15 protein-coding genes are annotated in these 13,615 nt (G+C 73.0%); 2 read left to right on the top strand and 13 right to left on the bottom strand.

Features of this window, described 5'->3' with window-relative positions; translation table 11 throughout:
* Nucleotides 1-67 precede the first annotated feature (67 nt).
* The 11 genes from IGS67_RS06050 to IGS67_RS06000 all read right to left on the bottom strand — a co-directional run bounded on the left by IGS67_RS06050 (nt 68) and on the right by IGS67_RS06000 (nt 8,744).
* Nucleotides 68-739 (bottom strand): HAD-IA family hydrolase, encoded by a 672-nt coding sequence (locus tag IGS67_RS06050; protein ID WP_192278801.1) that lies wholly within the window; start codon nt 737-739, stop codon nt 68-70.
* 9 nt (nt 740-748) lie between these two features.
* Nucleotides 749-1,753 (bottom strand): GmrSD restriction endonuclease domain-containing protein, encoded by a 1,005-nt coding sequence (locus tag IGS67_RS06045; RefSeq protein WP_328741776.1) that lies wholly within the window; start codon nt 1,751-1,753, stop codon nt 749-751.
* A gap of 262 nt (nt 1,754-2,015) precedes the next feature.
* On the bottom strand, nt 2,016-2,480 hold the full coding sequence (locus IGS67_RS06040) for a hypothetical protein (protein ID WP_192278799.1): 465 nt from the start codon (nt 2,478-2,480) through the stop codon (nt 2,016-2,018).
* Nucleotides 2,477-2,935, bottom strand: coding sequence for a pilus assembly protein (locus IGS67_RS06035; RefSeq protein ID WP_192278798.1), 459 nt, complete (start codon nt 2,933-2,935; stop codon nt 2,477-2,479). Before IGS67_RS06035 ends, IGS67_RS06040 begins: the two co-directional genes overlap by 4 nt.
* Nucleotides 2,932-3,330, bottom strand: a complete 399-nt coding sequence (locus IGS67_RS06030) for a TadE/TadG family type IV pilus assembly protein (protein WP_192278797.1) — start codon at nt 3,328-3,330, stop codon at nt 2,932-2,934. The genes IGS67_RS06035 and IGS67_RS06030 overlap by 4 nt, the downstream gene beginning before the upstream one ends.
* 4 nt (nt 3,331-3,334) lie before the next feature.
* Nucleotides 3,335-3,625 (bottom strand): hypothetical protein, encoded by a 291-nt coding sequence (locus IGS67_RS13645; RefSeq protein ID WP_210767130.1) that lies wholly within the window; start codon nt 3,623-3,625, stop codon nt 3,335-3,337.
* A gap of 81 nt (nt 3,626-3,706) precedes the next feature.
* The gene (locus tag IGS67_RS06020) at nt 3,707-4,639 is read right to left on the bottom strand and encodes a type II secretion system F family protein (RefSeq protein WP_192278796.1); all 933 of its coding nucleotides are present in this window, start codon (nt 4,637-4,639) and stop codon (nt 3,707-3,709) included.
* Nucleotides 4,636-5,490 (bottom strand): type II secretion system F family protein, encoded by an 855-nt coding sequence (locus IGS67_RS06015; RefSeq protein ID WP_192278924.1) that lies wholly within the window; start codon nt 5,488-5,490, stop codon nt 4,636-4,638. Before IGS67_RS06015 ends, IGS67_RS06020 begins: the two co-directional genes overlap by 4 nt.
* 1 nt (nt 5,491) lies before the next feature.
* Nucleotides 5,492-6,715 carry a CpaF family protein gene (locus IGS67_RS06010; RefSeq protein ID WP_192278795.1) on the bottom strand — a complete coding sequence of 408 codons (1,224 nt, stop codon included), beginning with the start codon at nt 6,713-6,715 and terminating at the stop codon, nt 5,492-5,494.
* A 223-nt stretch (nt 6,716-6,938) separates the two neighbouring features.
* Nucleotides 6,939-7,424, bottom strand: coding sequence for an RrF2 family transcriptional regulator (locus IGS67_RS06005; protein ID WP_192278794.1), 486 nt, complete (start codon nt 7,422-7,424; stop codon nt 6,939-6,941).
* A gap of 96 nt (nt 7,425-7,520) precedes the next feature.
* On the bottom strand, nt 7,521-8,744 hold the full coding sequence (locus tag IGS67_RS06000; RefSeq protein ID WP_328741767.1) for a multidrug effflux MFS transporter: 1,224 nt from the start codon (nt 8,742-8,744) through the stop codon (nt 7,521-7,523).
* 70 nt (nt 8,745-8,814) lie between these two features.
* Here IGS67_RS06000 and IGS67_RS05995 point away from each other — a divergent pair, with 70 nt between their 5' ends.
* Nucleotides 8,815-9,549: an SOS response-associated peptidase gene (locus tag IGS67_RS05995; RefSeq protein ID WP_192278790.1), complete on the top strand. Its 735-nt coding sequence runs from the start codon at nt 8,815-8,817 to the stop codon at nt 9,547-9,549.
* A 6-nt stretch (nt 9,550-9,555) separates the two neighbouring features.
* On the opposite strand, the gene IGS67_RS05990 is transcribed toward IGS67_RS05995, so the two are convergent.
* Together IGS67_RS05990 and IGS67_RS05985 are read right to left on the bottom strand one after the other, a co-directional pair.
* Nucleotides 9,556-10,596 carry an adenylate/guanylate cyclase domain-containing protein gene (locus tag IGS67_RS05990; RefSeq protein WP_192278787.1) on the bottom strand — a complete coding sequence of 347 codons (1,041 nt, stop codon included), beginning with the start codon at nt 10,594-10,596 and terminating at the stop codon, nt 9,556-9,558.
* Nucleotides 10,597-10,611: 15 nt separating this feature from the next.
* Nucleotides 10,612-11,733 (bottom strand): biotin--[acetyl-CoA-carboxylase] ligase, encoded by a 1,122-nt coding sequence (locus tag IGS67_RS05985; protein WP_328741757.1) that lies wholly within the window; start codon nt 11,731-11,733, stop codon nt 10,612-10,614.
* 173 nt (nt 11,734-11,906) lie between these two features.
* Here IGS67_RS05985 and IGS67_RS05980 point away from each other — a divergent pair, with 173 nt between their 5' ends.
* A complete protein-coding gene (locus IGS67_RS05980; RefSeq protein ID WP_192278785.1) occupies nt 11,907-13,472 on the top strand; it encodes an HNH endonuclease signature motif containing protein in 1,566 nt (521 codons plus the stop codon).
* Nucleotides 13,473-13,615: the final 143 nt, after the last annotated feature.

The following is a 13,615-nucleotide window of genomic DNA, read 5'->3' as shown; positions in this document are numbered from 1 at the left end:
TGGGAGCAGCCATCCGCGCGGATTCTTGTCCGTATGGGTCCCGGCATCGACTGGTCGCCGCGGCGCGTCAACGTCGCGCGCCGATCGTCAGCACGGCCTCGTCGCCGTCGCGCCGGACGGTGACGTCCCTGAGGTCGTGGGCGCGCGGCAGGCCCGCGGTCGTCGCAGATGAGTGCTCGCCGACGACGAGCACGCGCGCACCCGCGGTGAGTCCCGCGACAATGCCGGCGTCGGCGTCCTCGAGGACGAGGCACTGCTCGATCGGCACGCCGAGCAGCTCGGCACCGCGCAGGTACGGCTCGGGGTGCGGCTTGCCGTGCGTGACGTCGTCCGACGTCACGGTGACGACAGGGACCTCGACGCCGCTCACGCCCATGCGCGCGTGCGCGAGGTCGCGCGGCGCGCTCGTCACGAGAGCGACCGGGACGCCGAGCTCGGCGAGGCGCGCCATGAACGCCGCGGCGCCGGGAACCTCGACGACGCCGTCGTGGCGGTCCGCCTCGCCCGCGAGGAGCTCGTCTGCGAGCCGGTCACGTTCCGCGGCCGGCAGGTGCGGCAGGAAGTGGTCGACGGTCGCGTGCGTGAGCCGGCCGTGGCAGTACGCGAGCACGTCGTCGATGTCGAGGTCGTGCTCGTCGCTGAACTCCGTCCATGCCCGGACGACAGCTGCGGTCGAGTCGATGAGGGTGCCGTCCATGTCGCACAGGACGGCGGTGGCGCGCAGAACTGTCTCGGTCATGGCCCGAGCCTACGGGCGCTCGCACGTGATGCCGTCGCCGTCACCGTCGCGGTAGTAGTAGTACTCGGGGTCGCGGTCCGCGTAGTAGGGGCCGGCGCCGTGGCGGATCGCTTCCTTGCATGTGCCGTAGTCGGGGTCGAGGTCGTCCTCGCCCGTGGGCTTCTTCGTGGGCTCCGGGGCGTCGTCGGGCCTGTCCCCGAGGACGACGACGCGGACGACAGAGTCGTCCGTCGGCAGCGGCTCGTCCGGGCACGCGCCGAGGATGCGCTCCATCGTCGTCTTCTCAGCGGCCGTCACCCACAGCCCGTATGCGTGCTTGACGGCGATCTGGCGTGCGACGTACTGGCAGCGGAACGGCTTGTTGGGCGGGAGCCACGTCGCCGCGTCACCGTCACTCTTCTGCTGGTTGAGGGGCCCGTCGACGGCGAGGAGGTTGAGCGGGTCGTTGCCGAAGCTCGCGAGCGTGTCCGCGCTCCAGCGCTGTGCGCCCTTCTGCCACGCGTCGGACAGCGCGACGACGTGGTCGATCTGCACGTCGTTCGACGTGGCCGAACCGCGCGTGAAGTCGATGCGCAGCGCGGAGTACGGGTCGGCGAGCACGCCGGACTCGACGACGCAGCCGTGCGTGCCGGCCTTGAGCACGACGTCGCTGAGGTCGCGTCGCAGGATGTCGTTGCGCACGTCGCAGCCGTTGCGGTCGAGGTCGACGGCACGGTACCTGAAGGCGTCACGGTCGTAGCCCGTCCTTGGGGCGCGGCCCTTAACCTTGAGCTCGGCCAGCGCGGCGAGCGCGGTGGCCTCGCCGGTGCTCGTCGTCGCGGCGTCGGGGTCGCCCGGCTGGCCATTGTCGTCGTCCGTCGCCCCGCCCGGGGTGCCTGAGCCGCCCGGGACGTCCGTGCTGTCGGTGGGGTCGTCGCTCGCGGTTCCGGTCGGCGTCGGCGCCTCCGGCTCGTGGTTCTCGCCGCCCGTCCTGACGCCGCTCGTGCTCGTCGGTGCGTCCGCGTCGGTCGGCACGCTCCCCTGCGACGTGGCCGCGGCGCCCGGCGCCGTGGTTACTGGCGCGGTGGTTGCCGGTGCCGTGGTGCCGTCGTCCGGTTGGTCGACGGAGGCGCACCCTGCGAGCAGCACGAAGACCGCAGACACTGCCACGGCCCACGCTGCGCGCGCTCGACGTCGTCCCTGTTCCCCGCTCCCCATGCTCGGAGACTACCCGCGCGGGCGGGTGCCCCCGAGGATCGGAGGTCCTGCACGTCGTCGCGGCGTCTCCCCGGCGAGCTCAGCCGCCGGTCGTCTGCCGCGCCCGACCCGTGCCGACGACGACGATGCCGTCGTCACCGAGCACGTCCGCGAACGTCCTGACGAGCCAGGGCCGGACGGTGCGACGCAGCGTCACCGTGACGCTCGTCCCGTCGGTCGTCACCGCGACGATCTCGACCGGGTCGTCGGTGAAGCCCGACCCTGCAAGGTGCGCAGCGACCGAGGCCCGCACACCGCGCTCGGTGAGCGCGTGCGCTCCCGAGTTCTCCGGGTCCGTCGCCCTGTAGACGTCGTCGGCGCTGAGGTCCGCCGCCGCGAACGCTGCGGCGTTGTCCGCCGTCGACACGAGGCGCTTGCGCTCAAGCAGGAGCCCCGACACGGCGGCGAGCGTCACCGCGATCGCGATCGCGACGACGGCGACACCGATGACGAGCACGAGCACCTGCCCGTCGTCCCCGCGCACACGCTCACGGACCGATGTCATGGCACCTCCCGCAACGTCTCGACAGCGCCACGGTGCGCGGCTGACACGGTCACCGAGACTCCGGGAAGGCCGAGAACATCGGTCCCCGGCAGGACGACATCGGCGACGACGAGGACGCCGACCTCGGTTCCCGGGGTGAGACAGGGTTTCACCGAGCACGAGACCTCGACCGACGCATCACCGGGTGAGATCCCATGGTCGCCGAGCGCGAGGGCGGCGACGGCGTCCGCGCGGCGCACCGCCTCCGCGTCGTCCTCCGCGATGACATACGCCCGCACGACGTCACGAGCCGCACCCTCGGTCGCGAACGCCGCGGCCTGGACCTGCGAGATCGCCACGACGAGATAGATGACCGGCACGAGCAGCAGGACGACCGCGGCGACGAGCTCGACCGCCGCGCCACCGGTGTCGTCCCGCAGCTGAGCGACGAACGGCGTCTCCGCGCGCTTCGTCACGACGGCTCCACAAGCGCGTGCCCCGTGACGCTCAGCCGGCTCGGCGGGCCGAACAGCGCGATGACGGGCAGCGGTGCGTCGACCCGCACCTCGACGAGCGTCGCGCCGTCGCGGACGACGGTGCGTGCCGCGACGTCCCGCGCATACGCCGTCGAGAGGCTCTCGGCGAGCAGGTCGCGCGCACGCTCACGCGCGTCGTCGAGCGTCATGCCCGAGCGCGCGCCGAGCCGCGCCCCCTCCGAGGCTGCGTCGATCGCCACGGTGCGCACGTGCAGGGCGAGCGCCAGCTGGACGACGGAGAGCAGGAGGAGGACGACGAACGCTCCGGCGATGACGAACTCTGCGACCGCGGAGCCCTCGTCGGACGACGCCTCCCGGACGAGTCGCGGACGCATGCGGTCAGGGGCGCCGGACACTCGTCACGGCCTCGCGGAACACCTGCGGCAGCACGAGCTCCGCGGCGGCCCACACGGCGAGGACGACACCAGCGCTCATGACGGTGACGAGGACCCAACCGGGGACGTCACCTCGGTCGGAGCCGCTCTCCGTCGCGGCGAGCAGCCGCGCGTGCACGCGGGTCGCCACGGAGACGCGTCGGGGGCGTCGGCGCGCCGAGGCCAGCGACTGGCTCGGGGCGGTGCTCGCGGCTGCGGACGGGGTGACGTTGCGGGGATCGAACGTGGCGGTCATGCGGGTTCCTCCGGGGACGGTGGTCGGGACGTGCGTCGAGGGGTGAGTCGGGCAGGGATGACGGGGTCGGGTGGTGGGTGCTCAGAGGCCGCTCACGAGCACGACGGCGGTCGGGTAGAGGGCGAAGAAGATCGTGATCGGCAGGACGAGGAAGACGACGGGCACGAGCATCGCGACCTCCTTGCGTCCGCCGATCTCCATGAGCCGACGGTGCCCGTCCTCCCGGACGTCCTGCGCCTGGGCGCGGAGGACCTCGGCGACGGGTGTGCCTCGCTCGACGGCGACGGCGATGCCCTCCGCGAAGCGGCCGAGCGCCGGGACCCCGGTGCGGTCGGCGAGCCGGTCGAGGGCGTCGGAGAGGTTGGCGCCCGCGTGGATGTCGGCGAGAGCGTGCCGCATCTCGCCGACGAGCTCGCCGTCGGCGATCCGGGCGACGCGCTGGAGCGCGGCGTGCGGACTCTCCCCCGCGGCGACGGCGAGGGCGAGGACCTCGGCGATCGTCGGAAACTCGAGGAGCATCGCCTCCTCACGCTGCTTGATCGCGGTGCCGAGCCGGACGTCGGGCAGGATCGCGCCGCTCAGGCCGAGGAGGAGGACGAGCACGATCGCGACCGGCACGGGAAACGCTCCCGCCGCTCCCGCCGGCACGGCGACGACGAGCCCGAGAGCGAGCCCCACGCACAGCCCGACCACCTGGCTCGCACGGACCTGCTCGACGCTCCGGGCGTCCCCCGCGCGCCGCAACCGACGAGCGAGCTCGTCGCTCCCACCGAGGATGCGGACCGTGGCGTGCGTCGCGCGGCGCAGCGGCGCGCCGAGCATCCCGCCGAGGAAGCCCCTGAACTGGGGCAGCGCGCCCTCGTCGGTACCCGTGCCGAGGTCAGGACGTGGGACGTACGGCGAGAGCCGCTGCTCGAAGGTGACGCGCCGCGCACGCACGTGGGCGTGGAGCAGTACGAGGCCAAGACCGAGGGCGAGCCCGGCCCACACGCCGAGGGAGTCGGCGCCCGTCATCGGAGCACCCTCCTGTCGGCGGGGAGCCGCCCGACCCTCACCATCACCCGGTACGCGACGAGACACATGAGGCCCCCGACCGCGAGGACGAGGGCACCTGCGGGGGTGCCGTACGCCGCAGCGGTCCCAGGGCGGGTCGCGAGAAGTGCGAGCGTCACCCAGGGTGCAGCAACCGCGAGCCGTGCGCCGGCGACGGTCCAGCTCTGCCGGGCCTCGAGCTCGCCGCGCGTCCGGTTGTCCTCACGGAGGAAACTCGCGAGGGTTCGCAGGAGCCGCCCGAGGTCGGTCCCGCCGACCTGCCGGGTGATCCGGAGAGACTCGACGAGCCGGTCGGCGACCGGGTCCGCGAGCCGTGCCTTGAGATCGTCGAGACTCTCGTCGAACCGTCCGGACGCACGATGGTCGGCCGCGAAGCGCGCGAACTGGCCCCTGAGCTCGGCGGGCCCACGGTGTGCGAGCTGCGCGAGCGCCTCCGGCAGCGAAAGGCCGGCACGCACTCCCGAGACGAGGTGGTCGACGACCTCGGGCCAGACCTCACGCATCGCCTTGGCTCGCGAGGCGGCCCGGGCCCGCACGACGGTCGTCGGCGCGCCCGCGGCGATGAGGCCGAAGCACACGCCGAGCGGCACGGCACCGGTTGCGGCGCTCGCCCCGACGAGGACGAGCACGCCGAGGACACCGGACAGTACGACGAGCCCCGCCGGGCTCGTCCCTGGAAGACCCGCGCCTGCGAGATCGTCCGCGAGCCGGCCGAGCGCACGCGGGCGCTTCCGCAGGCCGGCCGACTCCCAGCTCGCGGTCCAGACGAGCAGGAGCCCGCAGCCCAGGAGGAGCCCGACGACGACGTCCACGTCAGTCACCCGCCCGGAGGAGTGCCGCGACGTCGATGCCGACGCGCGCGAACGGCTCGGTGCTCACGGGGTGCCCCGCGCCGCGGACGAGCGCGTCGCGCTCCGTGCGGTAGATCTCGGCGAGCTCGACGACGCCGTTCTCGACGCGCCCGGTGACGAGGGCGATCTCGCGGACGCGCCGTGCCCCGCGCGCGTCCCGCGCGAGGTGGACGACGACGTCGAGCGACGTCGCGACGGACGGCACGACGAAGTTTGACGTGACGTTTTCTCCGGCGAGCAGCGGGAGCGTGCACATCTTCGCGACCGCCTCGCGCGCCGAGCCGGCGTGGAGGGTGCACATGCCGGGGATGCCGGACGAGAGGGCGACGAGCAGGTCGAACGCCTCGGCCTCGCGCACCTCGCCGACGACGATCCGGTCGGGTCGCATGCGCAGCGCTTCCTTGACGAGCCGTCGCAGCGGGATCTCCCCCGTCCCCTCGAGGCTCGGCTGGCGGCACTGCATGCCGACGACGTCGCGGCCGGGAAGCCGCAGCTCGAAGACCTCCTCGCAGACGATGACGCGCTCGTCGGCGGGGATCGATCCGCCGAGGGCGTTGACGAGCGTCGTCTTGCCGGCGTGGGTCGCTCCCGCGACGAGGACGTTGAGGCCCGCGCGGACGCACGCGTCGAGGAAGCGTGCGGCGGGGGCGGTGAGCGTGCCGAGCGCGACGAGATCGTCGAGGCTGCGGGCGCGGGCGACGAACTTGCGGATGTTGAGGGACCACTCGCGTGTGACGTCGGGGATGACGACGTGGAGCCGCTCGCCGCCGGGGAGCGAAGCATCGACGAAGGGGCTCGAGACGTCGATCCTCCGACCGGTGGGCTCGAGCATGCGCTCGACGAGGTCGGCGACCTGGCCGGAGGTGAGGATCGTCGGCGTAAGCTCGGCCGTCCCGCCGCGCGCGACGAACACGCGAGAGGGCGAGTTCACCCAGATCTCTTCGATCTCGGGGTCATCGAGGTAGCGCTGGAGGGGGCCGAGGCCGGCGACCGCGTCCCGGACGGCTCGCTCGGCACGTGCGAGGTCGAGGAGCGGCGGGACGTCGCCGCGACCGGCCCGACGCTCGTAGTTCTCGCGCGCCGTGTCGAGGAGGCCGTCGAAAGCCGCACGGTCGCGGACAGGGTCGATTCCGTGGGTGCGCACAAGCTCGCGCACCTCGGACTCGAGGATCGCCACCGCGTCCACGTGCACCTCCTTGCCGGGCGGTCAGAACCTCGCCGACACTAGGTGAACGATTCGGACTCCGCTCGCCGAATGTGGATAACGCTCAGCGCACCCAACTGTGGACAGGGAGGACTGAACACGGCGAGCATCGCGCCGACCTGCGAAAATAGTGCGCACATCACCCGTGAGACTGTGTCTTGCCTTGTGGACAACAGGGTGTTCTCACCCCATCGCCCGGGCGGACTCACCCCTCGGCGTCACGGCCGGGCAACGGACGCGTGACGTACGCGTCATCGTGCGACAGCAGCGCGCGCGCCACCGCGGGCAGGTCCCCCGCAACCACGTCCGCCAGCGTCGTCGCCTCGAGCACCGAGCGCATCGCGACCCGCAGCGCGACCCACGCGTCCCTCAGGTGCACCGACGCACCCCGGTAGTCGACGTCCTCCGGCTGCACGCCCGCGATGCTCGCGAGCGGCCCGTCGATCGCCCGGATGACGTCCGCGAGAGCGACGTCCGACGGGTCGAGCGCGAGCCGGTACCCTCCGTCCGCCCCGCGGCGCGACTCGACGATCCCCGCGGCCCGCAGGTCACCGAGGATCGAGAGCATGAACGCGCCCGGGATCTGCTGGGCAGCCGCGATCTGATCGGCCTTGAGCATGCCGTCGGCCCGGTGCGCGGCGAGCTCGAGGCACCCACGCACGGCATAGTCGGTCTTGGCGGTCACGCGCATGCTGCCCAGCATGCCAGCCGCCACGACCCGTCGTCAGGCGCGTTCAGGAGCGGCGTCAGCGCCGCTCGGGCCCGACGCCGTCGGCGACGGCGACGCTCAGGGCGCGCCCCACGCTCCCCCGCGCCGGTACGCGGGCGTCGCGACCGCGAGCACCGTGAACCCGACGAGGACAGACCCCGTCATCACGGCGACCATCGACACCCCGGTACCGCCCGTGAAGCCGACGATCGGCGCGACGAGGCCGCCAAGCGCAGCCTGCATCGCGCCGAGGAACGCGGCGGCCGTCCCCGCCATGTGGCCGTAGTCGTTGAGCGCGAGCACGCTCGCGTTGCCCGGCACGAGCCCCTGCATCGACAGCATCAACCAGAGGACGACGCACATGAGCGCGAGCCCGCCGAGCCCGCTCGCCGTCACCGCGACGAGCGTGAGCCCGAGGACCGCCTGGACGACGATCGCAACCCGGAGCACCCGCAGCGGCGCGAGCCGCTTGACGAGGTGCGCGTTGACCTGCGCGCCCCCGACGAGCGCGACGCCGTTGATCGCGAAGAGCAGCGCGAACTGGTTGGCGTCGAGCCCGTGCTCACGCTGGAACACGTACGTCGAGCCGACGACGTAGCTCATGATGACGGCCTGCGCCATGCCCGGGATGAGCGCGAGCGCCATGAAGCGCCGGTCGCGCAGCAGCTCGAGATAGCCGCGTGCGACGCCCCGCGGGCCGGCGATCCGCCGGCGGTCAGCCGGCAGCGTCTCCGGCATGAACCGCCACACGAGCACCGCGAGCGCTACGCCGAGCCCCGCGAGGACGCCGAAGACCCCGCGCCACGTCCACGCGTGCGCGATCGCGCCGCCCACCGCGGGTGCAAAGAGCGGCGCGACACCGATGACGAGCATGAGCCGCGAGAGGAGACGCGCGGCGTCGGACCCGACAAAGCGGTCGCGGATCACCGCGATCGCGACGACGGACGCAGCCGCGTTGAAGAAGCCCTGGAGGACGCGCAGCGCGATGAGCGCCGTGATGTTCGGCGCGATCATGCACAGCACCGACGTGAGCACGTGACCGAGGAGCCCGACGAGCACGGGCAGGCGTCGCCCGAAGCGGTCCGAGAGCGGACCGATAACGAGCTGTCCGACGGCACCGCCGACGAGCATGCCGGAGATCGTCAGCTGGGCGGCGGCCGCGGTCGCGCCGAGCTCGGCGCCGACGGTCGGCAGGGACGGGAGGTAGATGTCGGTCGTGATCGCGGGGACGGCAGCGAGCGAACCGAGGAGAAGGACGTACTTGGGGCCGGGGCGGTACTGCGGAGGGGCCGGGGTCGTCACCACGAGATCATATCGTTTCGAGACACCGGTTTCCGCGGTCGGTGTCCGTGCCACGTGCCACAGTGGACGCATGTGCGGACGCTTCGCCTCGGCCCGGGCGACCCAGGACCTCCTCGACGCCTTCATGATCGACCCGACGCTGCCCCTCGACGACGAGCTCCGCGAGTGGCGCGCATCGTGGAACGTCGCCCCCACCCACGACGTCCGCATGATCGTCGAACGCGCCCCGCGCGAGACCCCCGACGCACCTCCCGTCCGCCAGCTGCGCACCGCCCGCTGGGGCCTCGTCCCGTCGTGGGCGCGCGACCCGAGCGGCGGCGCCCGACTCCTCAACGCACGCTCCGAGACGGTCCTCGAGAAGCCGTCCTTCAAGCGCGCCGTAGCCTCCCGCCGCGCCGTCGTGCCCGCCGACGGCTACTACGAATGGCGCAAGCTCGACGACGGCCCGAGGCCCGCCAAGCAGCCGTTCTACATCCACCCCGCCGACGGCTCCGTCGCCGCCCTCGCGGGGCTCTACGAGTTCTGGCGCGACAAGGACCTCCCCGACGACGACCCGGCCCGGTGGCTCGTCACATGCACCATCCTCACGCGCGCCGCCACCGGCGAGCTCGCCGACATCCACGACCGCACGCCCGTCATGCTCACGGACACGACGCTCGACGGCTGGCTCGACCCCTCGACCGACGGCCGCGAAGCGCTCGACCTGGCACTCTCCGACGCACCCGAGCTCGTGTGGCACCCCGTCTCCTCGCGCGTCGGCCGGGTGAGCGAGAACGACGCGAGGCTCCTCGACACCGAGGGGTAGTCACGCTCAGTCGCGCGCGAAGTCCAGCCGCACCGGAGTGAGCGTCCCGAGCCCCGGCACCTCACGCGGCTCGAGCGTCGTGAGCGCGAAGTGCGGGTTCGACGCGAGCCGGTGCGCCGTCACCTCGTCGAGCAGGACCGTCGACGGCTCCGCCTGGTCCGTGAGCCGCGATGCGAGGTTGACCGACGGGCCGAAGACGTCACCGAACCGCGCCAGCACTCGACCCCACACGAGGCTCACCCGCACCGGACGCCCCGCGATGCCCGGCACCCCGAGCTCGTCCTCGGTCGCCTTCGCGAGGCCGAGCGCGACGCGCGCCCCCGTGACGACGTCGTCCGCGATGAACAGCAGCGCGTCACCGATCGTCTTGACGACCCGGCCGCCGTTCGCCGTGACGATGTCCCGCGCACGCGTCTCGAACGCCTGGATGAAGTTCGCGAGGTCGTCGGGCGCCATCGTCGCGGTCATGCGCGTGAACGCAACGATGTCGGCGAAGCCCACCGCCCGCGGCAGCGGCAGGTCACGGCCCGAACGGAGCGACGCCGTGTCCTGCGCCGCGTCGCCGAACTCCTCCGCCATGCGCGTGACGAGCGCCGTCGTCTGCCGGCGCCACGCGTGCACGAGCTGACGCTCAAGCACCGGCGCAAGCCGGTCCATCGCCCGGATGACCGCTCGACGCGCGTCCGGGTCGAGCAGACCCTGCTGTCGGACGACGTGGTCGACGAGCGCCTCGAAGTGCCACCACGACAACCGCTCGGTCGAGTGGCCGACCGACCTCACGAGCGACGCGATCGTGCGTGCGTCGAGGTTCTCCCGCACCTCGAGCTCGTGCAGGTCCGCGAGCGCCTGCGCATCCTCGCGCGTGTACTCGGTGGCGTCAGGACTCGACGGGGGCAGCCCCATGAGCTGCCAGTAGCGCTCGACCCATGACTCGTCGAGCCCCGCCTCATCGGCGAGGTCGTGCAGCGTCGACGAACGCTCGCCGCCGAGCAGACCAGCGACGACGCGCTCGACCTCCTCGGACCACTCGTGCGACACGTCGGCCATCCTAGGACGTCACGCTCACTCGGCGCCGATGACGCGCAGGTGCTGCACGTCGCCGCTGACAATCCGCTCGACCTCGCCCGCCGTCGTCCTGACGAGGAGCGCCCCGTCGTCGTCGAGCCCCACCGCGGTGCCCCGCAGCTCGCGGCCACCCGCTGCGGTGACGCGGACGTCCGTGCCGACGGTGACGCACACCGCCGTCACCTCCTCGGCGAGGCCCGCCGCGACCGCGTCGCCCGCGTGCTCGCGCCAGAGCTCGAGGACCTCGACGAACGACGTCTCCATACCGGCGACGAGCATCTCGCGCCGCTGCGACGCACCGTGCGCGGCGAGCGAGGACGCCGACGCGACGGGGAGCTCGTCGGCCACCTGGTCGACGTTGACGCCGAGCCCGACGACCACGCGTTCGTCGTCGACGACCTCCGCGAGGATGCCGCCGACCTTGCGCCACGGCCCCCAGCCGAGCAGGTCGGAACCGTCGGGCGCAGGGACGAGCAGGTCGTTGGGCCACTTCGTCCGGACGTCGAGCGCCGTCATGCTGCGCAGCGTCCGCGCCGCGGCGAGCCCCGCGAGCAGCGGGAGCCAACCCCACGTCTGCCGGGGCGTGCCCGGCGCGACGAGGAGCGACGCGGTGAGCGCGGTGTGCGGCGGGGTCTGCCACGCGCGGTCGAGGCGACCGCGGCCCGCGGTCTGATGGTCCGCGACGAGCAGGGACGGGGGCGGCCACGCGTGCGGCGCCTCGCGCGCCTCCGCGACGAGGACCGTGTTCGTCGACGTCACCTCGGCACGGACGTCGACGCGGTGGAGGACGCCGACGGGCGCACGGAGCAGGTCGCGCAGCAGCTGCGCGTCGAGCGGCTCACGGGGCGCGTCGGAGGTCATGGGTCCATCCTTGCGCACGTTCGTGCGGCGCGTCGCATGCGTTCGCAGGACGCGGCGCGGGCGTGCGCGGAGCACGGCGCTGGCCTGCGCGGAGCGCAGCGCCCACATGCGCAGAGCGCGGCGCGGGCGTGCTGAGGTTGGGGCGACGAGCCCGACGAACCCGGTGACGACGCGCACGCCGCGCCGTGCCGCCAGCTGCGACGCGAGCGTGGATCCCGGCGGCTCCAGGGGTGAGGCGCGGGTGAGAGGCGTGCTCACCGCGCGCGAGTCGAACGAGTGTTCGATAGATTGAGGAGGTCCTTCCAGCCGGGCGGAAACCTCCCGGCTGTGACGGCGGTGCTGTGGCACCGGCGACGAGACTTCTGGCAGGACCTGGACGCGAGCAGATCGCGGCGAACGTGACGTGGTGGAACAGACGAGGCGGTGAGCGCATGAACGACGGCACGGCCGACGCGCTCGGGCTCCTCACGTCGATCGAGACGCTCGTCGAGCGGCTGTGCTCCCTCGACCCCGCGGCCGCGCCCGGCAGCCTCGCAGCCGAGGCCTCGGCACGCACCGTCGCGATCCTCGACCGGCTCGGTGCCCAACGGCTGGGGTGGCTCGGTCGGGTCGAGTCCGAGGGTGCCTGGATGGCGGAGACCATGCGGTCGTTCGCGCACTGGGTCGCCTGGAAGGAAGGGCGCGGGCTGCCCGTCGCACGTCGCGAGGTGCTCGCTGCCGCGCGCTTGCGCGACGACCTGCCCGCGACGCTGCGCGCAGCGCGCGCGGGCCGGCTCAGGGGCCCGCAGGTCGACGTCCTCGTCCGCACGCTCCCGACCTCGGACGCACGACGGGAAGCCCTTGCGGCGCTGCACCCTCAGGACGACGCTCACCTCGGCACGCAGTTCCAGCTGTCGGTCGCTACGCAGGACATCACCACGCAGGACGACACCGCGCAGAACGACACCGCGCAGAACGACAGCACCGCCCTGTCGCTCCTGCCCTCCTCGCTCGAGGACCATCTCCACGCACGCGGCTGCACCGCGGACGGCGGCCGCTGCACCTGCCCGCGGCAGGTCGTCTCCGGCGAGCAGGTGATGCTCGGTCTCGCGGAACGCTTCGACCTGCGGGACCTCGGCTCGGCTGCACGGCGTTTCGCCCACGTCGTCGACCCGGACGCCGACGAGCGCGGATACCGCCGCGCGCAGGACAGGGAGCACCTCGACCTGTCCCGCACGCTCGGCGGCTACCACGTCGCCGGATTTCTCACCGAGGAGCACGGGCAGGAGCTCTCGACCGCACTGTCCGCCCTCATCGGCGTACCGCCCGCCGACGACGGGCTCCGGCCCACCCAGCGGCGCGCCCTCGCTCTCGCAGGGCTCGCCCGCCACGCGCTCGACAGCGGCGACCTCGGCCGCGGCTCGGCAATCCGGCCCCACCTCACGGTTCTCGTGCCGTGGCAGGACTTCGAGGCCCTCGGCGCCCGGGCGGGCACCGCGCACCCAGGCACCGCACACCCAGGCACCGCGCACCCAGGCGCGCTCGCCCGTGGCCGCACGAGCGCGGAGTCCCTCCGAACCGAGCTGTGCAGCCCCGGACCGAGGTGGCTCGACGGCACCGGTCCGGTCCCCCGTGAGGTGCTCGGGCGCATCGCTGCCGACTGCAGCGTCACGCGCGTCGTCTTCGGCCCCGACTCCGAGGTTCTCGACGTCGGACGCGCGCAGCGCACCTTCACCGCGGCCCGCCGCAAGGCGGTCATCGCACGCGACCGCACGTGCGTGTGGCCCGGCTGCGACGCACCGCCCCAGATCTCCGAGGTGCACCACGCCAAGGTCCACTGGGCCGACGGTGGCCCGACATCGACAGACAACGCCGCGCTCCTGTGCTGGTTCCACCACCGGCACGTGGACCAGAGCCGCATCGCCATGACATGGCGCGGAGGGTGGCACTTCGGCGAGCCCGGGTCCTACGACGCACCTCCCGTCCCGGAACCGGTCCCCCGGGCACGGACCGGGTGAGCGCCGAGGACCGCCGTCAGCGGACCCGCGCCTCCCGACCTCCCGGGCACGAACAGCGCAACCTCCCCGCACCACTTCCCTCGCACCGACCTCCCCGACCTCTTGTGCGACGTCGACATCGACCACCCGAGGAGAACCCCGCA

It is taken from the genome of Flavimobilis rhizosphaerae (assembly GCF_014852685.1).
Classification (GTDB): Bacteria; Actinomycetota; Actinomycetes; order Actinomycetales; family Cellulomonadaceae; genus Flavimobilis; species Flavimobilis rhizosphaerae.
This window is presented reverse-complemented; position numbering and strand designations above follow the sequence as displayed.